Annotated in this window: 25 protein-coding genes and 1 pseudogene; 14 read left to right on the top strand and 12 right to left on the bottom strand. The window is 71.3% G+C overall.

The genetic code is table 11. From position 1 onward, the window contains the following. The 4 genes and pseudogenes from G3I65_RS19430 to G3I65_RS19445 form a co-directional block, all read left to right on the top strand. Positions 1 to 326 (top strand): annotated as a pseudogene (locus G3I65_RS19430) (MerR family transcriptional regulator); the annotation flags it as partial. A 91-nt stretch (positions 327 to 417) separates the two neighbouring features. Next, positions 418 to 1,074: a DUF4097 family beta strand repeat-containing protein gene (locus G3I65_RS19435; RefSeq protein ID WP_160697368.1), complete on the top strand. Its 657-nt coding sequence runs from the start codon at positions 418 to 420 to the stop codon at positions 1,072 to 1,074. 214 nt (positions 1,075 to 1,288) lie between these two features. After that, a complete protein-coding gene (locus G3I65_RS19440; protein WP_160697369.1) occupies positions 1,289 to 2,911 on the top strand; it encodes a glycosyl hydrolase family 18 protein in 1,623 nt (540 codons plus the stop codon). Beyond that, positions 2,908 to 4,257: a cellulose binding domain-containing protein gene (locus G3I65_RS19445; RefSeq protein ID WP_160697370.1), complete on the top strand. Its 1,350-nt coding sequence runs from the start codon at positions 2,908 to 2,910 to the stop codon at positions 4,255 to 4,257. Before G3I65_RS19440 ends, G3I65_RS19445 begins: the two co-directional genes overlap by 4 nt. Positions 4,258 to 4,304: 47 nt before the next feature. Here G3I65_RS19445 and G3I65_RS19450 read toward each other — a convergent pair whose 3' ends face one another. From G3I65_RS19450 to G3I65_RS19460, 3 genes are all read right to left on the bottom strand, one after another. Next, entirely contained in the window at positions 4,305 to 4,508 is a 204-nt protein-coding gene (locus G3I65_RS19450) for a DUF6186 family protein (protein WP_086862272.1), read from the bottom strand. Next, on the bottom strand, positions 4,505 to 5,074 hold the full coding sequence (locus tag G3I65_RS19455) for a hypothetical protein (protein WP_160697371.1): 570 nt from the start codon (positions 5,072 to 5,074) through the stop codon (positions 4,505 to 4,507). Before G3I65_RS19455 ends, G3I65_RS19450 begins: the two co-directional genes overlap by 4 nt. Positions 5,075 to 5,138: 64 nt before the next feature. Further along, a complete protein-coding gene (locus tag G3I65_RS19460) occupies positions 5,139 to 6,440 on the bottom strand; it encodes an aspartate aminotransferase family protein (protein WP_160697372.1) in 1,302 nt (433 codons plus the stop codon). An 87-nt stretch (positions 6,441 to 6,527) separates the two neighbouring features. Between G3I65_RS19460 and G3I65_RS19465 the strand changes: the two genes are divergently transcribed. Continuing rightward, positions 6,528 to 7,430 carry a LysR family transcriptional regulator gene (locus G3I65_RS19465; protein WP_160697373.1) on the top strand — a complete coding sequence of 301 codons (903 nt, stop codon included), beginning with the start codon at positions 6,528 to 6,530 and terminating at the stop codon, positions 7,428 to 7,430. Here the strand turns inward: G3I65_RS19465 and G3I65_RS19470 are convergent, their stop codons facing one another. Both G3I65_RS19470 and G3I65_RS19475 read right to left on the bottom strand, forming a co-directional pair. Beyond that, positions 7,431 to 7,898, bottom strand: a complete 468-nt coding sequence (locus G3I65_RS19470) for a hydrogenase maturation protease (RefSeq protein ID WP_160697374.1) — start codon at positions 7,896 to 7,898, stop codon at positions 7,431 to 7,433. Positions 7,899 to 7,936: 38 nt separating this feature from the next. Further along, positions 7,937 to 8,980, bottom strand: a complete 1,044-nt coding sequence (locus tag G3I65_RS19475; RefSeq protein WP_160697375.1) for a tetratricopeptide repeat protein — start codon at positions 8,978 to 8,980, stop codon at positions 7,937 to 7,939. A gap of 175 nt (positions 8,981 to 9,155) precedes the next feature. Here G3I65_RS19475 and G3I65_RS19480 point away from each other — a divergent pair, with 175 nt between their 5' ends. From G3I65_RS19480 to G3I65_RS19495, 4 genes are all read left to right on the top strand, one after another. Then, positions 9,156 to 9,830, top strand: a complete 675-nt coding sequence (locus G3I65_RS19480) for an HNH endonuclease family protein (protein ID WP_160697376.1) — start codon at positions 9,156 to 9,158, stop codon at positions 9,828 to 9,830. 10 nt (positions 9,831 to 9,840) lie between these two features. Further along, positions 9,841 to 10,482: an alpha/beta fold hydrolase gene (locus G3I65_RS19485; protein ID WP_160697377.1), complete on the top strand. Its 642-nt coding sequence runs from the start codon at positions 9,841 to 9,843 to the stop codon at positions 10,480 to 10,482. Between the two features lie 133 nt (positions 10,483 to 10,615). Then, positions 10,616 to 11,362, top strand: coding sequence for a 3D domain-containing protein (locus tag G3I65_RS19490; RefSeq protein WP_160697378.1), 747 nt, complete (start codon positions 10,616 to 10,618; stop codon positions 11,360 to 11,362). A 9-nt stretch (positions 11,363 to 11,371) separates the two neighbouring features. Then, positions 11,372 to 12,691: a cellulose binding domain-containing protein gene (locus G3I65_RS19495; RefSeq protein WP_309235563.1), complete on the top strand. Its 1,320-nt coding sequence runs from the start codon at positions 11,372 to 11,374 to the stop codon at positions 12,689 to 12,691. A gap of 81 nt (positions 12,692 to 12,772) precedes the next feature. On the opposite strand, the gene G3I65_RS19500 is transcribed toward G3I65_RS19495, so the two are convergent. Next, positions 12,773 to 13,411, bottom strand: a complete 639-nt coding sequence (locus tag G3I65_RS19500; protein WP_160697379.1) for a nitroreductase family protein — start codon at positions 13,409 to 13,411, stop codon at positions 12,773 to 12,775. 18 nt (positions 13,412 to 13,429) lie between these two features. Continuing rightward, positions 13,430 to 14,407, bottom strand: a complete 978-nt coding sequence (locus G3I65_RS19505) for an aldo/keto reductase (protein ID WP_160697380.1) — start codon at positions 14,405 to 14,407, stop codon at positions 13,430 to 13,432. Between the two features lie 46 nt (positions 14,408 to 14,453). Here G3I65_RS19505 and G3I65_RS19510 point away from each other — a divergent pair, with 46 nt between their 5' ends. Beyond that, a complete protein-coding gene (locus tag G3I65_RS19510) occupies positions 14,454 to 14,933 on the top strand; it encodes a MarR family winged helix-turn-helix transcriptional regulator (RefSeq protein WP_375336697.1) in 480 nt (159 codons plus the stop codon). On the opposite strand, the gene G3I65_RS19515 is transcribed toward G3I65_RS19510, so the two are convergent. The 3 genes from G3I65_RS19515 to G3I65_RS19525 all read right to left on the bottom strand — a co-directional run bounded on the left by G3I65_RS19515 (position 14,934) and on the right by G3I65_RS19525 (position 16,608). Continuing rightward, complete coding sequence (locus tag G3I65_RS19515) at positions 14,934 to 15,353, bottom strand: ATP-binding protein (protein ID WP_160697382.1); 420 nt, start codon at positions 15,351 to 15,353, stop codon at positions 14,934 to 14,936. It abuts the gene before it with no gap. 62 nt (positions 15,354 to 15,415) lie between these two features. Continuing rightward, entirely contained in the window at positions 15,416 to 16,195 is a 780-nt protein-coding gene (locus tag G3I65_RS19520) for a SigB/SigF/SigG family RNA polymerase sigma factor (protein WP_160697383.1), read from the bottom strand. Further along, positions 16,192 to 16,608 carry an anti-sigma factor gene (locus tag G3I65_RS19525; RefSeq protein ID WP_125305881.1) on the bottom strand — a complete coding sequence of 139 codons (417 nt, stop codon included), beginning with the start codon at positions 16,606 to 16,608 and terminating at the stop codon, positions 16,192 to 16,194. Before G3I65_RS19525 ends, G3I65_RS19520 begins: the two co-directional genes overlap by 4 nt. Positions 16,609 to 16,770: 162 nt before the next feature. Between G3I65_RS19525 and G3I65_RS19530 the strand changes: the two genes are divergently transcribed. The 3 genes from G3I65_RS19530 (at position 16,771) to G3I65_RS19540 (ending at position 18,500) form a co-directional block, all read left to right on the top strand. Next, the gene (locus G3I65_RS19530; RefSeq protein ID WP_160697384.1) at positions 16,771 to 17,079 is read left to right on the top strand and encodes a WhiB family transcriptional regulator; all 309 of its coding nucleotides are present in this window, start codon (positions 16,771 to 16,773) and stop codon (positions 17,077 to 17,079) included. Between the two features lie 218 nt (positions 17,080 to 17,297). Then, the gene (locus G3I65_RS19535) at positions 17,298 to 17,651 is read left to right on the top strand and encodes an STAS domain-containing protein (RefSeq protein WP_086862300.1); all 354 of its coding nucleotides are present in this window, start codon (positions 17,298 to 17,300) and stop codon (positions 17,649 to 17,651) included. Between the two features lie 60 nt (positions 17,652 to 17,711). Further along, entirely contained in the window at positions 17,712 to 18,500 is a 789-nt protein-coding gene (locus tag G3I65_RS19540) for a metal-dependent hydrolase (protein WP_160697389.1), read from the top strand. Here G3I65_RS19540 and G3I65_RS19545 read toward each other — a convergent pair. Further along, complete coding sequence (locus G3I65_RS19545; protein ID WP_160697385.1) at positions 18,463 to 19,224, bottom strand: nuclear transport factor 2 family protein; 762 nt, start codon at positions 19,222 to 19,224, stop codon at positions 18,463 to 18,465. The genes G3I65_RS19540 and G3I65_RS19545 overlap by 38 nt on opposite strands. Positions 19,225 to 19,321: 97 nt before the next feature. On the opposite strand from G3I65_RS19545, the gene G3I65_RS19550 reads away from it, so the two are divergent. Then, on the top strand, positions 19,322 to 19,882 hold the full coding sequence (locus tag G3I65_RS19550; protein WP_160697386.1) for a TetR/AcrR family transcriptional regulator: 561 nt from the start codon (positions 19,322 to 19,324) through the stop codon (positions 19,880 to 19,882). Here the strand turns inward: G3I65_RS19550 and G3I65_RS19555 are convergent. Further along, on the bottom strand, positions 19,856 to 20,081 hold a 226-nt coding region (locus tag G3I65_RS19555), incomplete at its 5' end, for a response regulator transcription factor (protein ID WP_160697387.1). The genes G3I65_RS19550 and G3I65_RS19555 overlap by 27 nt on opposite strands.

A 20,081-nucleotide genomic window follows, 5' to 3' on the forward strand; every position in this document is an offset into this window, starting at 1 on the left:
CGCGCGCGGCGCTGGCCGCGGGGAACCGGGGCGTGACGGCCGCCGTGCCGGTGCTCGTCGGCATGGTGGTGGAGGGTACGAACGACGTCGAGGCGTCCGAAGTGCTCGGGACGCTGTCGCTCGACCCCGGCCGCGGCGAACGGATCCTGGCCGCGCTCGCCGCCGAACTCACCGCGGACACCGCCGTGCGGATCCGCCTGGCGCAGGCTCTGGCCGAGTTGCCGGGGCCCGGCCCTCGCGACCTCCTGCGTCGGCTGGCCGGTGACGACGACCCGACGGTCGCCCTCATCGCCACGGCCCTCGCCGACGCGCGGCCCGCTGACTGAGCCGCGTCAGCGCGGTGGCCACGCCGTGTCAGCGGCCCCGGCGATCGTCGTTCTCACACCAAGAGAACACGATCGCTCAGGAGACACCACCATGACCACGTTCCCCACCCCCGCCCCGATCGCCGCCGTCGTGACCGTTCCCGCGGCGCGCGTCCGGTTCGTCGCCACCGACCGCGCCGACACCACGGTCGAGATCCGGCCCGCGGACGCGGCCAAGACCCGCGACGCGAAGGCCGCGGAGCAGACCACCGTCGACCACGGCGACGGCGTCCTGCGGATCACGGCCACGGCGAAGAACCAGTACTTCGGCCCGTCCGGCGTCATCGACGTGACGGTCGGCCTGCCCGCCGGCTCCCGCGTCGAGCTGAAGGCGGCCGACGCCGAATTCCTGGCCGTCGGGCGCCTGGGAGCGGTCGTCGCCGAGACGGAAAGCGGCTCGATCGACCTCGACGAAGCCGCGACCGCCCACGTCACCACCCGCGCCGGCGACATCTCGATCGGCCGCCTGACGGGCGACGCGGAACTCCGCACGAGCAAGGGCGACCTGCGCATCGTCGAAGCCGGCCCGGGCACGGTGCGGCTGCACACCGAGGCGGGCGACATCGAGATCGGGGCCGGGGTGTCGGCCGCCTTGGACGCGGGCACGTCCCACGGGCGGATCCGCAACTCGCTGAAGAACAGCGGGAGTGCGGAGCTGACGATCCACGCGACCACCGCGGTCGGCGACATCACCGCGCGCGGCCTTTGAGGGGCGGGTCTCCGGCTGCTTTCCGTAACTGGACTAGACCAGTGCGGTGGCTCCTTCCGGGCCGCTCACCCACCCTTCAGCACGGTACGTAGTTGTTCTTCCATAATTGGTCTGGACCACGTACCGTCTTCGCAAAACGGCGCAAAGCACCGGCCTGGTCCCCGCCGCCGGTGTTGGTGTCCGCCGTCCTGCGCACCTGGCTCAAGGGAGAGCAATGTCCAGAAAGAGATGGCACCTCCTCGGTCTGTTCACCGCGGTCGGCGCGATCGCGGTCGGTCTCGTCACCGTGCCGGCGAGCGCCGCCGGTGGTGTCGGGGCCAGCTTCACGAAGGGCTCCGACTGGGGCACCGGGTACGAAGGCAAGTACACGATCAACAACGGCTCCGGCGCGACGCTGCCCAGCTGGACGGTCGAGTTCGACCTCCCGTCCGGCGCGGCGATCTCCTCGCTCTGGGACGGCAGCTACACCGCCTCCGGGCAGCACGTCACCGTCAAGAACAGCTGGAACGGCAACGTCGCCAACGGCGCGAGCGCCAGCTTCGGCTTCAACGTCAGTTACTCCGGCACCTACTCGGCGCCCGCCAACTGCAAGCTGAACGGCGGTTCGTGCGACGCCGGCGGTGGGACCCCGACCACCACGCCGACGACGCCGACCCAGCCGACCACCAACCCCACCACCCCGACCACGCCGCCGACGACCACCACGCCGCCCCCGCCGGGTGGGCTGAAGAACGTCGGCTACTTCGTGCAGTGGGGCGTCTACGGGCGCAACTACCACGTCAAGAACATCGAAACCTCGGGCTCGGCGAGCAAGCTGACCCACATCAACTACGCGTTCGGCAACGTCAAGAACGGGCAGTGCACCGCGAACGACGACCCGTACGCCGACTACCAGAAGACCTACGACGCCGCGGGCAGCGTCGACGGCGTCGCCGACACCTGGGACCAGCCGGTCGCGGGCAACTTCAACCAGCTGCGCAAGCTGAAGAAGCTGCACCCGGGCCTCAAGGTCATCTGGTCGTTCGGCGGCTGGACCTACTCCGGCGGCTTCGGCCAGGCTTCGCAGAACGCCGCCGCCTTCGCGCAGTCCTGCTACAACCTGCTCAAGGACCCGCGCTGGGCGGACATCTGGGACGGCATCGACATCGACTGGGAGTACCCCAACGCGTGCGGCCTTTCCTGTGACACCAGTGGTGCCGCGGCCTACAAGAACCTGATGGGCGCGCTGCGGGCGAAGTTCGGCTCGTCGTTCCTCATCACCTCGGCCATCACGGCGGACGGCAGCAGCGGCGGCAAGCTCGACGTCGCGGACTACGGCGGCGCCGCGCAGTACGTCGACTGGTACAACGTCATGACCTACGACTACTTCGGCGCGTGGGCGGCGCAGGGTCCGACGGCCCCGCACTCGCCGCTGACCAACTTCACCGGTATCCCGACCCCGGGCTTCTACTCCGACGCGGCGATCCAGAAGCTGAAGAGCAAGGGCGTCCCGTCGAGCAAGCTGTTGCTGGGCATCGGGTTCTACGGCCGCGGCTGGACCGGCGTCACGCAGAGCACCCCGGGCGGCACCGCGACCGGCCCCGCGCCGGGCACGTACGAGCAGGGCATCGAGGACTACAAGGTCCTCAAGAACACCTGCCCGTCGACCGGCACCTTCGCCGGCACCGCGTACGCCAAGTGCGGCAGCAACTGGTGGAGCTACGACACCCCGGCGACCATCGGCGGGAAGATGTCCTACGCCAGGCAGCAGGGTCTCGGCGGCGCCTTCTTCTGGGAGCTGACCGGCGACACCACCGGCGGCGAGCTCATCACCGCGATGAAGAACGGCCTGTCATGAGGCGCCGGTGGTTGCCCGCGCTCGGGCTGGCGGCCGCGGCCGCGACGATCGGCGCGATGTTCGTGATCGCCCCGGCGAACGCGGCGGGTGGCGTGTCCGCGACCTTCACCAAGGGCTCCGACTGGGGCACCGGGTACGAAGGCAAGTACACGATTAACAACGGCTCGGGCGCGACGCTGCCGAGCTGGACCGTCGAGTTCGACCTGCCCAGCGGCGCGAAGATCTCGTCGCTGTGGGACGGCAGCTACACCGCGTCCGGTCAGCACGTCACGGTGAAGAACTCGTGGAACGGCAACGTCGCCAACGGCGCCAGCGCGAGCTTCGGCTTCAACGTGACGTACTCCGGTTCGTACGTCGCGCCGTCGAACTGCAAGCTGAACGGGGGTTCGTGCGACGCCGGGGGCACACCCCCCACGTCCACGACGCCTCCTACGACGACAACCCCGCCGACGACCACCACGCCGCCCCCGCCGGGTGGCCGTGGCGCGCCGTACCTCTACATGGGCTGGGGCAGCCCGCCGAACCCGCAGACGGTGATGAACGCGACCGGGATCAAGTGGTTCACCATGGCGTTCATCAACGCCTCCGGTGGCTGCAACCCGGCGTGGGACAGCAGCCGTCCGCTCTCGGGCAGCGCCGACGCCACCGCGATCTCGCAGATCAAGGCGGCGGGCGGCCAGGTCGTCCCGTCGTTCGGCGGCTGGAGCGGTAACAAGCTCGGGCCGAACTGCTCGACGTCCGCCGCGCTGGCCGGCGCCTACCAGCAGGTGATCAACGCCTACGGGCTGAAGGCGATCGACATCGACATCGAGAACTCCGACGAGTTCGAGAACGAGGCCGTGCAGGACCGGATCCTGGGCGCGCTGAAGATCGTCAAGCAGAACAACCCGGGGATCCAGACGATCCTGACCTTCGGCACGTCGACGACCGGCCCCAACTACTACGGGAACCGGCTCATCGACCAGTCGAAGGCCCTGGGTGCGAACGTGGACGTGTACACGATCATGCCGTTCGACTTCGGCGGCGGCGCGAACATGTACAACAGCACGGTGAGCGCGGCGAACGGCCTGCGCGACAAGCTGAAGTCGACGTTCGGGTGGTCCGACGCCACGGCGTACGCCCACCTCGGCATCTCGGGCATGAACGGCCTGTCCGACCAGCAGGAGCTGACCGATCTGTCGACCTGGACCCAGATCACCAACTGGGCCAAGACGAACAAGATCGCGCGCCTGGCGTTCTGGTCGGTCAACCGCGACCGGGGCTGCCCCGGCGGCGGCGTCCAGTCGGCGTGCAGCGGCATCGCCCAGAACGACTGGGACTTCACCAAGGTGACGGCGGGCTTCTGACGTCGTGAGTGTTTAGGGCGGTTAGAACCGCCCTAAACACTCACGACTCACCGCCCCACGAAGAAGTGCCAGCCGACCCACCACCAGGCCAGCACGAACGCGATCCGCGCGCTCCTGCGCCGCATCACCACGGCGAGGACGCTCGTCAGCTTCGGGACTCGCTTCGGGGCCAGGTGGCTGGCCACGCCCAGGCCGATCGCGGCCAGGACGATCAGCCCGAAGCCCAGCTCGGTGACGATCCGGGTGCTCACGACCGCCTCGCCAGCGCCGCCGCGCGGAGCATCGCGAGACCGGCCGCGAGCCAGCCGGTGATCGCCAGCGCCTGGACCCAGCGGCTGGTCAGCAGCGGGTCGACCAGGTCGCTCATCGTCGGGTGGGTCTCCGACAGCCCGCCCGCCGCCTGCTCGTAGACGAACGACAGCAGCTCCCAGCCGCACCACGAAAGCGCCACCGCCGACCACAGCCACGCCCGGCGCGGGACCGGGCGGTCGGCGGGCAGCGACGGGTCGCGCCACTCCGCGAACAGCGCCACCAGGCCGATCGCCGAGATGGCGACCGCCACCGGGAGGCTGTCGCGGCCGAACGCCAGCACCAGCAGCCCGGCCGCGACGACGGCGAACCCCGGCACCCGGAACGGATCCCCGAGGACCGCGGTGTCCGCGCGGGGGCGCTCGGTCACCAGGAGCGCCAAGGTGACCACCAGGAAGATCAGCGCGTCCTCGGGGGCGCCGCGGATCCAGTGCGCGATCGCCGCGAGCGTGAGCGCGACGACCGGCAGGTCGACGGTGAGCGGGTGACTGCGGAAGCCGAGAGCCATGGCGTAGCTCCTTCGCGACACAGTTTCCTCTTGGAACGTCGCGCCGGGCCCGCGGATTCCCCGGTCAGAGCGTTTTGACGACGTCGCCGATCGCCTGGTCGAGGATCTCCAGGCCGAGCCCGATCTCCTCGTCGGACGCCGTCAGCGGCGGCGCGATCCGGAACACCCCGCCCATCCCCGGCAGCTGCACGATGTTCATGTGCAGCCCGAGTTCGAGGCACCGCCGGGTGACGCGGGCGCCCAGCTCGTCCGAGCTGCGCTTGGTTTCGCGGTCCACCACCAGTTCCAGCCCGGCCAGCAGGCCGCGGCCCCGGATGTCGCCGACCACCTCGTGCCGGGAGGCGAGTTCCTCGAGGCCCTGGCGAAGCAGCGCGCCGAGGGAAAGCGCCCGCGCGTCGAGGCGGTCGCGCTCCAGTACGTCCAGGACCGTGTTGCCGACCGCCGCCGGGAGCGGGTCCGAGACGTGCGTGGTGAAGAACAGGAAGCCGCGGTCGTGCGCCTCCTGCTCGATCTCGGCGCTCGTCAGCACCGCGGCCAGCGGCAGGCCCGCGCCGAGCGTCTTGGACAGCGTCAGGATGTCGGGGACGACGCCGTCGCGCTCGAACGCGTACCAGGAACCGGTGCGGCAGAGGCCGGTCTGGGCTTCGTCGAGGATCAGCAGCATGCCGCGTTCCCGGCACTTCTCGGCCAGGGCAGCGAAGTAGCCGGGTGGCGGCTCGATGACGCCGCCGGAACTCAGGATCGGCTCGGCCAGAAACGCGGCCAGGCTGCCGACCGACTGCGCGTCGATCAGCTCGAACCCGAAGTCCAGCTGGCGCCGCCAATCCAGCTCGCCGGCCGCGTCGGTGAAGTCCGGCCGGTAGGCGTTGGGGACCGGGATGGCGAAGTTGCCGGGCGCGGCCGGGCCGTACCCCTTCCGGCCCGCGCTGTACGTCGCGCTCGCCGCGGCCTGGGTCATGCCGTGCCACGAGCGGGCGAACGAGACGATCTCGTGCTTGCCGGTGACGAGCTTGGCCATTCGCACGGCGGCCTCGTTCGACTCGGCGCCGGTGGTCAGCAGCAGGGCCTTCTCCAGCGGGTCCGGCAGCGTGCCGGCCAGGCGCCGCGCGAGGTCGACGACCGGGCGGCTCAGCATGCCGCTGAACAGGTGGTCCAGCTTCGCGGCCTGCCGCCGGACGGTCTCGACGATCTCCGGGTGCGAGTGCCCGAGGATCGCGCTCATCTGGCCGGAGGTGAAGTCGAGGATGCGGCGGCCGTCTTCGGTGAAGACGAAGCTGCCCTCGGCGCGGTCGATGATTTCGCGGGTGAACGCACCGCCGTACCGCACGAGGTGGCGGTCGGCGTCGTCCCAGAAGGTTGCGGCCATGGCTTCGACGGTAAGTCGGCGCCGAGCGCCACGTCCATCTCACAATTCCGGCTTTGTTGTTCGGTTTTGCCGGACAACAATGGCGGCATGCTGAACCCGTGGCGGCTGTCGCTGCTGAGCAAGCTCGACACCCTGGGCACGGTCCGTGCGGTGGCGCAGGCCGCCAACCTCAGCGCGTCCAGCGTGTCGCAGCAGCTCGCGGTGCTCGAAGCGGAAACCCGCACCCAGCTGCTGGAACGCACCGGCCGCCGGGTCCGCCTGACCCCGGCCGGGCTGGTGCTGGCCCGCCGCGCGCGGGCGATCCTCGACCACATGGACACCGTCGAGGCGGAGCTGCGCAGCCTCGGCGGCGAGCCGGCCGGCCTGGTCCGGCTCGGCGCGTTCCAGAGCGCGATCCACACCCTCGCCGTCCCGGCGGTGAGTCGGCTGGCGCACCCGCACCTCGAGGTCCAGCTGCTGGAGCTGGAGCCGCACGAGAGCATCCCGGCCCTGCGCGGCGGCGACGCCGACGTCATCATCACCACGACCGACTTCGTCGAGCAGCCGCTCGGCCCGGACCTCGACATCGTCCCGCTGGCGACTGACCCGATCGTCCTGGTCACCCCGCCGGACGCCCCGCGCGGCCCGGCGGTCCTGTCGGCCTACGCGGACGCGCCGTGGGCGCTGGACGTGCCGCAGTCGTACATGGCGAACCTGACGCTGCGCCTGTGCCGTGAGTCCGGCTTCGAGCCGCGGGTGGTGTGCCGCTTCAGCAACTACCTGATGACGCTGCAGCACGTCGAGGCCGGGCTGTCGATCGCGCTCCTGCCGGGCCTGGCGGTCGACCGCCGCTACCGCGTGGCGACGCGCGAGCTGTCCACTCCGGTCACCCGCACGATCACGGCGGTGGTCCGCCGGGGAACGCCGTTGCGGGCGGGGGTGAACGTCGTCCTGGACGCGCTCCGGCAGCCGCCGGACCTGCCGGACCTGGCGGCGTGGGCCGGGAAGTGATCAGACCTCGGTGCGCACCCGCGCCGGCAGCTCCGGGGTCGCGCCCCACGCCAGTTCGGTGACCGCGCGCACCGCGGCCGGGACCGCGGCCTCGACCTCGGGGGACAGGCCGATCCCGCCGTCGACGCACGCCGGTTCGCAGCCCAGCACCAGGACGCGGCCCGCGTCGCCGCCCAGCAGGCGGAGCAGCTGGAAGATCGCGTCGCCGCGGAGGGCGTGGGTGTCGATGCCCTCGGCGAGCGAGAGCGTGCCCGGTGGCCGGCCGTGCGGGGTGGCGTCCAGCAGGATCGTCGTGTCGTAGCCGCCGGTCAGGTCGTAGGCCAGGTGGACCGTCGCGATGTCGTAGTCCGCGATCTGCACCCACGGTGGCAGGCCCGCCCGGTCCAGTTCCTTCAGCACTTCGACGCCGAAACCGTCATCACTCAGGAAGATGTTGCCGATGCTCGCGACCAGGACTCGTGGCCTCATCCGTCCAGGCTAGAACTGTGAATTGGCTCACACAATAGTCAGACGTGGTGCTCGCGGTCGTCCTGCACGGTCTCGGCGCGGGCGAGCCACTGCTCGGCCTCCTGGGCGGCGCCGCGCGAACGCAGCATCCGCGCCAGGCTCAGCATGCCCTGGACGTCGCCGGTCCGGGCGGCGCGGCGGAACCACTGCTCGGCCTCCGCGAAGTCCTCGCGGTGCTCGGCGAGGTGGCCGAGGTTGGTGAGCGCCGGGACGCTGCCGTGCTCGGCGGCCTTGCGGTACCAGGCGGCGGCTTCGCCCTCGTCGCCGCGGTTGCGGGCCAGCACGCCGAGGTTCGTCATCGCCGCCGGGTCGCCGCGCTCGGCCGCGTCGAGGTACCAGCTCTCCGCCTCCTCGAGGTCGCCGCGGCGGTGCAGGAGCAGTCCCAGCCGGACGATCGCCTCGCTGTTGCCGCCGGTCGCGCCCTGGCGGTACCACGATTCGGCGTCGGCCGGCCTGCCGAGCCGTTCGGCCTGCCTGCCGAGCTGGCAGGTGGCGGCGAGGTCGCCGGCCAGCGCGGCCGAACGCCACCACCGGGCGGCTTCCGCCGCCTGGCCGCGGTCGCGCAGCACGATGCCCAGGTCGATCATCGCGCTCGTGGTCCCGGCTTCGGCGGCCTGCCGCAGCCACGACTCGGCCTCCTCGCCCCGGCCCTGTTCGCGGAGCAGGTGCCCGAGCGCGGCGATCGAGGGCAGGTCGCCGGTGCGGGCCGCCTCGCCGTACCAGTGCTGGGCCTCGTCGCGCTTGCCCTGCCGCTCGTACGCGCGGGCGAGGTTCAGCATCCCGTGCGGCTCACCGGCCAGCGCCGCTTCGTGGTACCAGCGCTCGGCCTCTTCCTGGGCGCCGCGCTCGGCCAGCAGGTGGGCCAGCGACGTCATCGAGACGCGGTCGCCACCCATGGCGGCCTTGCGGAACCAGCTCTCGGCTTCGGCCAGCTCCCCGCGCTCGCGCATGGCCGAACCCATCCTGGCCATGGCGACGACGTTTCCGCCTTCCGCGGCTTTGCGCTGGAAGAACTCGTCGAACTTCTTGAGCCGACCGGGCATCGGCTGCTCCCTCCGGATGGGTCCTGCTCCGGTAGTCGCAGTTCTTGGGCCCGGTGTGACACCGCCGTGGGTGGGCGAGATCACATTCGCGCCAGGTCGTCGTGTCGGCGCGGTTGTCCCCGGCCGGCACGGGTGAGACTACGCCGCGCCCACGCGCAGGTGAGAGGAGAAAATCTTGGCGGCCCGCAGCTTTCGGCTCAGCGTGACGCAACGGATCCTGCTGGTAGTCGCGCTGCTCGCGGTCGCCCTCTTCGGGTACTGGGTGACGAGCAGAGGCGCGGGCGCGACCCCGCCGTCCACCGCGGGCCCGGTGCCGGTGAGCGCCGCCGACGCGCAGAAGCAGCTCGACGAGCTGACGATCGCCGCGCGGACGTCCATGGACGGCTACTCGCGCGAGAAGTTCAAGCACTGGGACAGCCAGGGCGGCGGCTGCGACACCCGCGAGGTCGTGCTCAAGCGCGACGGCAAGGACGTCCAGACCGACAAGGACTGCAAGGCGACCTCCGGGACGTGGACGAGCATCTACGACGGCGAGACGTGGACGAAGCCGACCGACGTCGACATCGACCACATGGTCCCGCTCGGCCAGGCGTGGGTGAGCGGCGCGAAGACGTGGACGGCCGAGAAGCGCGAGCAGTTCGCCAACGACCTGACCCTGCCGCAGCTGTTCGCCGTCACCGACAACGTCAACCAGCAGAAGAGCGACAAGGCTCCGGACCAGTGGAAACCGCCGCTGGTGTCGTTCTGGTGCACCTACGCGACCGACTGGATCGTGGTGAAGCACCACTACGGCCTGACGATCACGCAGGGGGAGAAGACCGCCTTGACGGACATGCTGCGCCGCTGCTGAGCTGGCCGCCATGACGACTTTCGCGCTGATCCACGGGGGCGGTGGCAGCGGCTGGGACTTCCACCTGCTCGGCCCGGAACTGGTCGCCCGCGGCCACGACTTCGTGGCGCCGGACCTGCCGATCACCGACCCGGCGGCCGGGCTTTCTTCGTTCGTCGACACCGTGCTGGCGGCGCTGGGTGACGCGTCGGACGTCGCCGTCGTCGGGCATTCGTACGGCGGGTTCACGGCACCGCTGGTCGCGTCGAAGGTGCGGGCGCGGCTGCTCGTCTACCTGGCCGGGATGATCCCGGCGCCGGCCGAACCGCCGGGGCAGTGGTGGGGCAACACCGGTTTCGCCGCGCCGTCCGGGCTGTCGGAGGAAGAGCAGTTCTTCAACGGCGTCCCGGCCGAGCTGGCCGAGCAGTGCCAGGCGCACGGCCGCGAGCAGGTCAGCAAGGAGTGGGACGAGCCGTGGCCGCTCGCCGCCTACCCCGACGTCCCGACGCGGGTGCTGCTCTGCCGCGACGACCGGTTCTTCCCGCCGGACTTCCAGCGCCGCGTCGCCCGGGACCGGCTGGGCGTGACGCCGGACGAGATCGACGGCCCGCACTGCGTCACCCTCAGCCACCCGGCCGAGCTGGCCGACCGACTGGTGAGCTACCTCGGCTGAGCCGTTCGGGTACCGAAAAACTTAAAGGTCTAGACCTATTGACTGTGTGGTCCAGGCCACTTAACGTCGTTTTCCAGCGGTGAACCCGCTTGCGTCACCTCCACCCCGGTCCCCACCATGGAGGTTTCCCGTCATGCGCTCAGCCCGGGTCCTCGCGTTGGCGGCGTTCGCCGCCGGCGGTCTGCTCGCTCCCGCCGCGCCCGCTTCGGCCGCGGTTTTGCCTGTCTGCCAGCACTTCTACTCCGGCCCGATCCCGGACCGCCCGGTCACCGGCGGGCACGGGCCCGGCACGCTCGTCGGCGCCGTCGACGTGACGAACCGGCTGCCCGCGCCCGGTTCCGTCAGCGGCGGGCTCGGCGCCGACGGCCGGGTCACCTTCACCTTCGCCCGCGTCTCCGGCGCGAAGGCGTACCGCGCGTTCCGCAACGGCCAGGCCCTGCAGTGGATCAGCGACTGGGGCCAGCCGACGCTCACCGTCACCGACGCGAGCCCGTGCCAGGACGCGAACTACCAGCTCTACGCGATGACGGCGGAGGACAACTCGCCCGGCTCGCTCGGCCAGATCTCGACCGCCTACCGCCTCGACACCGGCAACCGGCTCGCGCCCTACCGCATCCCCGCCGGCACCACGCTGAACTACCGCGTCACGTCCTACAACGACGTCGCCCAGACCGCGCTCGGCTACAACGCCGGACCGGGCTTCTGCGCCGTCGACGCCCGGATCATCCCGTGGGGCACCCGGTTTTCGGTCCCCGGCTACGGCGAGTGCTACGCGGCGGACATCGGCAGCTGGATCAAGGACGACATCGTCGACGTCTGGCTGCCCGGCTCCCAGGCCGATGCCTGGGGCATCCAACGGCTCACCCTGACCGTCCGCTGAGGAGGGACCGTGAAAGCCAAGCTCGCACTCGCCGCGTCGATCCTCTCGGTGGCGACGGTCCTCGTCGTCTCGCCCGCCACCGCGGCCACCGCGTCGTCGGCGGCGTTCTCGACCGACTCGAACTGGGGCTCCGGCTACCAGGCCAAGTACACGATCAGCGCGGGCACGTCGGCGCTGACGAGCTGGAAGCTGGAGTTCGATCTGCCGGCGGGCTCGACGCTCGGGTCCTATTGGGACGCGCTCGACACCCCGAGCGGCGCGCACCACTCGTTCGCCAACCGCGAGTACAACGGCAGCGTCGCGGCCGGGGCGTCGACGAGCTTCGGTTTCCTGGTCAGCGGCAGCGGGTTGCCCGCGAACTGCAAGCTGAACGGCCAGCCCTGCGCGGGAACGACGGTACCGACGACCACGCCCACCACGCCGTCGACGACGACCACCACCACGCCGCCGCCGACCGGGGGCAGCGCACGCGTCTCGCCGTACATCGACATCACGATGGCGACGCCGTCGCTGGTCTCGGTGGCGAACGCGACCGGGCAGAAGAACTTCACGCTCGCCTTCGCGCTCGGCAGCAGCCTCGGCTGCGACCCGCAGTGGGGCGGCACGGTCCCGCTCCTGGATTCGCGGATCATCAACGACGTCAACGCGTTACGCGGTTTGGGCGGCGGTGTCACGGTCGCGTCCGGTGGCGCGCTCGGCCCGTACCTGGAGAACGTGTGCGGCTCGGTGGACGCGCTGTACAACGCGTACGTGAAGACGCTCGACGCCGTGGGCAGCAACAGCCTCGACGTCGACGTGGAGGCGTCCATCCCGACCGCCATGGTCAACCAGGCCCTGCTGCGGCTCCAGCAGCAGCGCGGCACGCACATCAGCTACACCATGCGGATCCAGGGGCAGGACTACGGGATGGACCCGTTCTCGGTGCAGATCCTGCAGGACGCGGCCTCGCGCGGGCTGAACGTCGTGGTCAACCCGATGCTGATGGACTTCGGCTACAGCGGCTCGTGGGGCGACGCGCTGATCTCGGCGGCCAACGCGACGCTGGGCCAGCTGAAGACGATCTGGCCGGCGAAGTCCGACGCGGAGCTCAAGGGACTGCTCGGCCTGACCCCGATGATCGGCCGCAACGACACGGGCTCGATCACCGACCAGGCGGCGGCGCGGCAGCTGCTGTCCTACGCGCAGGCCAACCACGTGGCGAGCATCGGCTTCTGGTCGGCGGGCCGCGACAACGGCGGCTGCCCCGGCGGCGGCGCGGTGGCGACCTGCTCGGGGATTTCCCAGTCGCTGTACGAGTTCACGAACATCTTCAAGGCCTACACCGGTTGAGCCTCCCGCTCGCCGAAAGGCGGTGAAGGCCTCCTTGCCGACGTCCCCCCTCTGCCCCGGCAAGGAGGCCTTCGCGGGCGGTCACCAGCGGTCGAGGTGCAGGACCTCTTCCAGGGGCTGCCGCGCCGCGGGCTTGAACGTCTCGCCGGTGTAGAACGCCGTCGGGATCAGGGCCGCCTGGTGGACGTTCTTCGGCAGCCCCAGCACCTCGGCCGCTTCCTGCTCGTACTTCAGGTGCAGCGTCGTCCAGGCCGTGCCGAGCGTGACCGACCGGGCCGCCAGCATGTAGCTCCACACCGCCGGGAGCAGCGACGCCCACAGGCCGGCCTGGTTGCCCGGCGGCAGTTCCGCGGACGCCGTCTCCAGGCACGGCACCACGAGCACCGGGACGTCACCCATCCGGTCGGCCAGGTACGCGACGCTGTCGCCGACCCGCTTCTGCACCGGGGCCCGCGACGGGTCGTCCGCGAACTGCTTGCCCGCCGCGTTCGGCGACGCCAGGTACTCGTGGCACGCGCGGCTGTAGAGCTGCCCGAGCGCCGCGCGCTGCCCGGGGTCGGTGACGACCAGCCACTGCCACCGCTGCGTGTTCGAGCCGCTCGGCGCCTGCAACGCCACCTGCACGCAGTGTTTCACCAGGTCGAGCGGCACGGGACGGTCCAGGTCGAGCCGCTTGCGCACGGTCCTGGTGGTGGTCAGGAGCTCTTCGGGCGTCATCATCGGCCCATCATGCCGGGCTCACCAGCGATCGTGCACCAGCGGCCGGATCAGTTCGTCGTACGTTTCGCGGACGCCCGCCAGTGCCTCGGGGGACAACGCGGGCAGCGCCGCCGCCGCGGTGTTCGCCGTGGCCTGCGCGGCGTTGCGCGCGCCCGGGATGACCGTGCTCACGCCCGGCTGGTCGATGATCCATCGCAGCGCGAACCGCGCCAGCGCCTGACCCTCCGGCACCAGCCCGCGCAGCCGCTCGACGGCCGCCAGCCCGGCCTCGTACGGCACGCCCGAGAACGTCTCGCCGACGTCGAACGCCTCGCCGTGGCGGTTGAAGTTCCGGTGGTCGTTCTCGGCGAACGTCGTGTCCGCCGTGTACCGCCCGGACAGCAGGCCCGACGCCAGCGGCACCCGCGCGATGATCCCCGCGCCCGCCTCCGCCGCGGCCGGCAGCACGCGCTCCAGGGGCTTGAGGCGCAGGCAGTTCAGGATGATCTGGACCGACGCCACGTTCGGCCGCGCCAACGCCGTCAACGCTTCTTCGCACGTCTCGACGCTCACGCCGTACGCCTTGATACGGCCCTCGTCGACCATCGCGTCCAGTGCGTCGTACACCGCGTCGGAGGAGTACACCGGCGTCGGCGGGCAGTGCAGCTGGACCAGGTCGAGCGTGTCGACGCCGAGGTTGCGGCGCGACCGGTCGTTCCACTCGCGGAAGTTCTCGGCGACGTAGTTCTCCGGCACCTGCTCGACCCGGCGGCCCATCTTGGTCGCCACGAAGACGTCGCCGCGGTCGGCGAGGAACCGGCCGACCAGCCGCTCGCTGCGGCCGTCGCCGTAGACGTCGGCGGTGTCGAAGAAGGTGACACCGTTGTCGGCGGCCGCGTGCAGCACGCCCAGCGCGTCGTTCTCGTCGACCTCGCCCCAGTCGGCACCGAGCTGCCAGCAGCCGAGCCCGACGACGGACACCTCGCGGCCCAGCCGGGCGATCTTCCGGTTCTCCATACCGCGATCCAAGCACACGCCCCGCCTATGATCGGCCGTCATGGCCATGACTTCGGGTCCGGACGGGCTCGGGACCCGGATGCGGCACGTCCTCGAAATCCTCGAGGGCGACGTCGCGCGGTTCCTCGCCGACATCGGCCTCGACGACTACCGCCCGCGGTACTCGCCGGTGGTGCGGGCGCTGCTGGCGCGCGGCCCGCTGGCCATCCGCGACCTCGCCGCGGAGATGCGCGTGACGCACTCGGCGGCCAGCCAGACCGTGGCGCAGATGAACCGGGCCGGGCTCGTCGCGCTCGAGGCGGGCGCCGACGCCCGCCAGCGGATCGTGTCGCTCACCGCGAAGGCGCGCGACCTGCTGCCGTTGATCGAGGCGGAGTGGGCGGCGACGACCGAGGCCGCGGAGGCGCTGGAAGCGGAGCTGCCGTACTCGCTGCGCGCGCTGCTGGACGCGATCGTCGAGGCGCTCGACCGGAAGCCGTTCCGGGAGCGGATCGGGGAGACCGAAGCGGCGCGCGAGCTGCGCTGATCAGGCGTCCGGGAGGCGGAAGACCGCCCAGACGAACTTGCCGCCGGGGCAGCGTTCGAAGCCCCAGTCCACCGACAGCGCCTGGACCAGCACCAGCCCGCGGCTGCGCGCCTGTGCCGGAATGGGCTCCCGCAGCTCGGGCAGCAGCGCGCCGGTGTCGTAGACGCGCAGGGTGAGGTAGCCCTCGACGTACTCCAGCTCCAGCCGCTGCGGCCGCTCGCCGTGCTCGAAGGCGTTCGTGACCAGCTCCGACGTGGCCAGCAGGACGTCGGCCAGCCCGCGTTCGGACACGCCGAAGCCGAGCAGCGCCGTCCGGACCTCGTGCCGGGCCAGCGCCGGGGCGGTGACGTCGGCCGGGAGGTACACCTTCAGCGGGGCCGCGGCCGCGGCGGTGTGCTGCGGCATCTTCGACGTCGTCATCGGGTCCCCCTCCCAGTGAGTTCGGTACCGCCCGCGAAGTACCCAAGCGGGTCAGCGGCTAATCAGGTGCCTTCGGCCAGCTCGGATTCGTCCAGGCCCGAACGCAGTTTCTTCAGCGTCGCAGCCAGCAACCGCGACACCTGCATCTGGGACACCCCGACGCGGCGCGCGATGTCCGACTGGCTCATCCCGGAGCCGAACCGCAGCGCCACGATCTTGCGCTCCCGGTCCGGCAGGCTCTCCAGCATCGGGCGCAGCGCCTCCCGCAGCTCCGCCTGGCCGAGCTCGGCGTCCGGCGCCCCGAACCGGGTGTGCGCCGCGTTCTCCAGCAGGTGGTCCAGCGAAGCGCCGTAGCGGCCCTGACCGGCGCGAAGCCCCTCGTAGACGTCTTCGATGGGCACGCCGAGGCGGGCGGCGATCTCACTCGGCTTGGGCGCGCGGGACAGCTGCACGGTGAGCTCTTCGCGCGCGGCCGAGATGTTCGCGTTCAGCTCCTTGAGCCGCCGCGGCACCCGCACCGACCAGCTGTTGTCCCGGAAGTGGTGGCGTAGCTCCCCGGAGATCGTGGGCACCGCGAACGCCAGGAAGTCCGTCCCCTGGCCGGGGTCGAACCGGTCGACGGCGTGGATGAGCCCGACCGTGGCGATCTGGACCAGGTCCTCCATCGCCTCGTCGCGGTTTCGGAACTTCCGGGCCAGGTTGCGCGCGAGCTCCAGGTGGACGCGCACGAGGGTGTCGCGGATGCGGTCGCGCTCCGGCGAGTCCGCCGGCAGGGCGGCGAGCTGGGCGAACAGCGCGCCGACGTCCGGTTCGGCGCCGCCGGTCTCGGCGGGACCGGTCACGAGTCCGCCACCTGGCTTTCCCGGACCAGGTCGACCCGGGACAGGTAGCGGCCGTTCTCCGGCGTGATGGTGCGCTCGGCCGTCGTGGCGAGCGCGGTCAGCAGCTGCCAGGACAGCCCGGTGTCGTCCTCGTGGTCCGGGCTGTCCGAAAAGACCGATACCGACACCTCGATGCGCGGCCCGTTCCACGAGAAGACGCAGGTGAGCTTCCCGTCGGCGCTGGCGGGGAGCAGCAGCGAGCAGGCTTCGTCCACCGCCATCCGGAGGTCCTCGACGGCGTCGAGGTCGAAGTCCTGGCGCATCGCGATGTCGGCCACGATGGTCCGCAGCGTGGGCACGACGTGCGGGATCGCGGCCGTCCGCACCTCGATGACCTGCGCGCCTTCCGGGACGAGCGGGGCGTTGTCCTCCACGTTTGTTCCTTTCTCCGGCTCGCGCTGCGGGGGTCGGCGGTGTCCTCTCACGCCCGGTCAGCGAGATGCCCGTGGGGTGAGCAAACCAAACCCGGGTTTGATCCGCCGCACCGGCGGGCATGTAGCCGTCGACATGCTGATCCTGGGAAAGGCGGGGACGACATGGCTGACGTGAGCCGGCTGCCCAACGTGGTTGCTGAAGAGTGGGAATGGCAGCTGAACGGCTCGTGCCGCGGTGCGGACAGCAGCCTGTTCTTCCACACGGACAACGAGCGGGGTTCCGCGCGCGAGCGGCGCGAGTCACGGGCCAAGGCCATCTGCCAGACCTGCCCGGTGCTGGCGCAGTGCCGCCGGCACGCGATGACGGTGCAGGAGCCGTACGGCATCTGGGGCGGCCTCGGCGAGATCGAACGGCGGCAGCTGTTCCTCCGGCAGCGGCGGGCCGCGCGGAAGACGGTGAGCGCGCACTGACCAGGCACGATTCAGACGCACGTGAACAGCTCGCGCGAAAGGGCGGCGGCCGTGGCGGGCTCGGCCGCTTCCTGGGTTAGGGTTGGCCCCGGAGTTGCCTTGACCGTGTCAGGCGCGGGGTTCTGCCCCGGGCTGTGGAAGGCACGGTGACACGGTTGCCGCTTGAGACAGCAGGCGCGTACCCGGCGCAGGAGCAGCGCCTGACGAGGAGAAACTGCATGCCCGCAGCCGACCAGAACGCCACCCCGCCCGGGTTCGGCATCACGCTGGACACCGACGCGACGGAGCCAAGGGTGGTGGTCACCGGCGAGCTCGATCTGCTCACCAGCCCGCAGCTGCAAGAGGCCCTGGCGGGGCTGATCGCGGACAAGCGCGCGCAGCGGGTCGTGGCCGATCTGACCGGGGTGACCTTCTTCGATTCCTCCGCGCTGAACGTGGTGCTCCGCGCACAACGCCAGGCCGGCGAGCAGGACGTCGAGCTCGAGGTCGTCCCGAGCCCCGCGGTGAGCCGCGTGATCGAGCTCACCGGCGTGGCCGAACACCTGAGCGTGTCGGAGGACCCCCAAGCCTGACCGCCCGCTACGGTTCCGCGGAGCGATTTTCGCGCGTGGACCTTGGGGGCGGCACGAATGATGGGGCGGACGCACGCCCTGACCGGCTGGTGCGCGGGCTTGGCCCTGGCGCCCGCGGTCGGGGTGGGGTCGGTGCACCAAGCGGTGGTCTTCGCGGCCACCACGGCGGGCTTCGCGCTGTTGCCCGACCTCGACCACCCCGGCGCGAGCGCGTCCCGCCTGCTGGGCTGGCTGACCGGCGCCCTGTCGTGGCTGCTGAGGCGGGTCTCGGCGGCCTTCTACGCGCTTACCAAGGGCCCGCGCGACGAGAAGGTGACCGGCCAGCACCGGCACCTCTCGCACACGGTCCTCTTCGCGGCCGGCCTGGGCGCGCTGACGTCGTGGGGCACGGCGGCCGGCGGCCCGTGGGCGGTCGTCGGCGTGGTGATCTTCGGGCTGATGCTTGCCGAAGGCGCGCTGGGCGACTGGCTGCTCCCGGTGAGCGGCGCCGCGGTGGCGTGGTGGTTCTTCACCGCCCCGCCGGACCGCACGGGCGAGCTGGCCTCGATCTCGGGCTGGCTCGGCATCGCGGTCGCGGCGGGCTGCCTGACCCACTGCCTCGGTGACGCGCTCACCGAGTCCGGCTGCCCGTTCCTCTTCCCGATCCCGATCGCGGGCGAGACCTGGTACGAGCTGGGGCCGCCGAAGGCGCTGCGCTTCAAGACCGGCAAGAAGGTCGAGAAGCGGCTGGTCTTCCCGGTGTTCGTGGTGCTCGGCGTGCTGCTGGTGCCGGGGGTGTGGGACTGGTCGGTCAGCACGGTCGAGCGGCTGTTCACCCCGCCGGCGTCGCAGCAGGCGACCACGCCTTGAGCCGCGCCGCGGCCGCGGCGGTGTCGGTGTAGTCGCGGGTGTGCGTGATCCGGCCGTCTTCGACGGTCAGCACCATGACGTAGGAGACGGCGAAGGCCTCGCCGCGCACCTCCTGGTGCAGGTCGAACTCCGCCACGAGCTTCCGCGGATCCGTGGTCTCGTGGACCACGACGTTGGCGGCGCCGGTGACCCGCCGGAATTCGCCGGCCGCGCGGAAGCGGCGCCGGAGTTCTTCGCGCCCCTTCGTCTCGCGGGGCACGCCGGGGAGGGTGAAGGGCATTTCGAGCGTGACGTCTTCGGCGTAGAGGTCGGCGAGGTCGTCCCAGCGGTTCTCGACCGAGGCGGCGAGGAAGCGGTCGAAGACCTCGCGCGTGCCGAGCGAGGCGAGGGCGGTGTTCGGGTAGTCGCGGTACGCGGTGATCTCGCCGCCGGTCACCGTGACCACGCCGACCGACGAAGGGTGGCCGGCCACCGCTAGCTCCAGGACGAACCCCGTGCCCGTCACCTCCACCGCGACCTGGGCTTCCCGCACGCCCAGCGCGTGCGCCCGGGCGCCGGCCGCGCGGAGCTCGGCGACGATGGCGTCCCGGCCTTCGGTGCGCAGGCCGAGGAACGGCCGCTCGTACACCGCGTCGGCGGCGAAGAGGTCCGCGAACGGCTCGGTGTCGAGAGTGGACATACCAAGCCGGACGAGCCGGGCGATTTCGGGCACGGTGCGAGGCATCGGAATTCTCCTGGAAGACTGGACGTTGAATCGGAACGGTGCACCCGCTTACGACGATACGGAGTGAGAACTCCGGTTGTCAACGAGGAGAAGCTTGATGGAGAAGATGCGCGCGGACGCCCGGCGCAACCGGGCCAAGGTCCTGGCCGCCGCGGAGGAGGCGTTCGCCGTCGACGGGCTGGCCGTTCCGCTCGACGACATCGCGCGGCTGGCCGGCGTCGGCGCCGGCACCGTCTACCGGCACTTCCCCAGCAAGGAAGCGCTGTTCCAGGCCGTCGTCCTCGAGCGCATCCAGCAGTTCGCCGACGAAGCCCGTGACCTCGCCGAAGCGGAGGAGCCCGGCGAAGTCTTCTTCGACTACTTCGTCCGCGTCATCCACCAGGCGTCCCTCAACCGGGCCATCTGCGACGCCCTCGCCGAATCCAGCGGGCACGCGTTCAAGGCCGGCGCGGGCGACGACTTCCGCGCGGGCTTCGCGCGGCTCCTCGAGCGGGCGCAGGCGGCCGGCGCCGTCCGGCGGGACATCGACGGGGACGACCTGCGCGCGCTCATCGTCGGCTGCCTCGCCGTCGAGCGGTACACGCCGGGCAGCGCGCACCTCGTCCGCGTGGTCGTCGACGGGCTGCGGGCGTCAGCCGGTCAAGGCGATGTCGCGTAGCTGCGCCCGGCTGGCGATGCCGAGCTTCGGGAACACCTTGTACAGGTGGTAGCCGACGGTGCGCGGGCTGAGGAACAGCCGCGCGCCGATCTCCCGGTTGGACAACCCCGCCGCGGCCAGCTCCGCCACCTGGCGCTCCTGGGCGGTCAGCGGCCCGGCCGTGGGCGCGGCCGCCCCCGTCGCCCGCAGCTCACGGCGG

The organism is Amycolatopsis sp. SID8362, assembly GCF_010550475.1.
GTDB lineage: Bacteria > Actinomycetota > Actinomycetes > Mycobacteriales > Pseudonocardiaceae > Amycolatopsis > Amycolatopsis eburnea.

Bases quoted from the DNA above. Each gene is read 5' to 3' on its own strand.
- G3I65_RS19435 (WP_160697368.1), top strand. From the start codon at position 418: ATGACCACGTTCCCCACCCCCGCCCCGATCGCCGCCGTCGTGACCGTT.
- G3I65_RS19440 (WP_160697369.1), top strand. From the start codon at position 1,289: ATGTCCAGAAAGAGATGGCACCTCCTCGGTCTGTTCACCGCGGTCGGC.
- G3I65_RS19445 (WP_160697370.1), top strand. From the start codon at position 2,908: ATGAGGCGCCGGTGGTTGCCCGCGCTCGGGCTGGCGGCCGCGGCCGCG.
- G3I65_RS19455 (WP_160697371.1), bottom strand. From the start codon at position 5,074: ATGGCTCTCGGCTTCCGCAGTCACCCGCTCACCGTCGACCTGCCGGTC.
- G3I65_RS19460 (WP_160697372.1), bottom strand. From the start codon at position 6,440: ATGGCCGCAACCTTCTGGGACGACGCCGACCGCCACCTCGTGCGGTAC.
- G3I65_RS19465 (WP_160697373.1), top strand. From the start codon at position 6,528: ATGCTGAACCCGTGGCGGCTGTCGCTGCTGAGCAAGCTCGACACCCTG.
- G3I65_RS19470 (WP_160697374.1), bottom strand. From the start codon at position 7,898: ATGAGGCCACGAGTCCTGGTCGCGAGCATCGGCAACATCTTCCTGAGT.
- G3I65_RS19475 (WP_160697375.1), bottom strand. From the start codon at position 8,980: ATGCCCGGTCGGCTCAAGAAGTTCGACGAGTTCTTCCAGCGCAAAGCC.
- G3I65_RS19485 (WP_160697377.1), top strand. From the start codon at position 9,841: ATGACGACTTTCGCGCTGATCCACGGGGGCGGTGGCAGCGGCTGGGAC.
- G3I65_RS19490 (WP_160697378.1), top strand. From the start codon at position 10,616: ATGCGCTCAGCCCGGGTCCTCGCGTTGGCGGCGTTCGCCGCCGGCGGT.
- G3I65_RS19500 (WP_160697379.1), bottom strand. From the start codon at position 13,411: ATGATGACGCCCGAAGAGCTCCTGACCACCACCAGGACCGTGCGCAAG.
- G3I65_RS19505 (WP_160697380.1), bottom strand. From the start codon at position 14,407: ATGGAGAACCGGAAGATCGCCCGGCTGGGCCGCGAGGTGTCCGTCGTC.
- G3I65_RS19510 (WP_375336697.1), top strand. From the start codon at position 14,454: ATGACTTCGGGTCCGGACGGGCTCGGGACCCGGATGCGGCACGTCCTC.
- G3I65_RS19515 (WP_160697382.1), bottom strand. From the start codon at position 15,353: ATGACGACGTCGAAGATGCCGCAGCACACCGCCGCGGCCGCGGCCCCG.
- G3I65_RS19530 (WP_160697384.1), top strand. From the start codon at position 16,771: ATGGCTGACGTGAGCCGGCTGCCCAACGTGGTTGCTGAAGAGTGGGAA.
- G3I65_RS19535 (WP_086862300.1), top strand. From the start codon at position 17,298: ATGCCCGCAGCCGACCAGAACGCCACCCCGCCCGGGTTCGGCATCACG.
- G3I65_RS19540 (WP_160697389.1), top strand. From the start codon at position 17,712: ATGGGGCGGACGCACGCCCTGACCGGCTGGTGCGCGGGCTTGGCCCTG.
- G3I65_RS19545 (WP_160697385.1), bottom strand. From the start codon at position 19,224: ATGCCTCGCACCGTGCCCGAAATCGCCCGGCTCGTCCGGCTTGGTATG.
- G3I65_RS19550 (WP_160697386.1), top strand. From the start codon at position 19,322: ATGGAGAAGATGCGCGCGGACGCCCGGCGCAACCGGGCCAAGGTCCTG.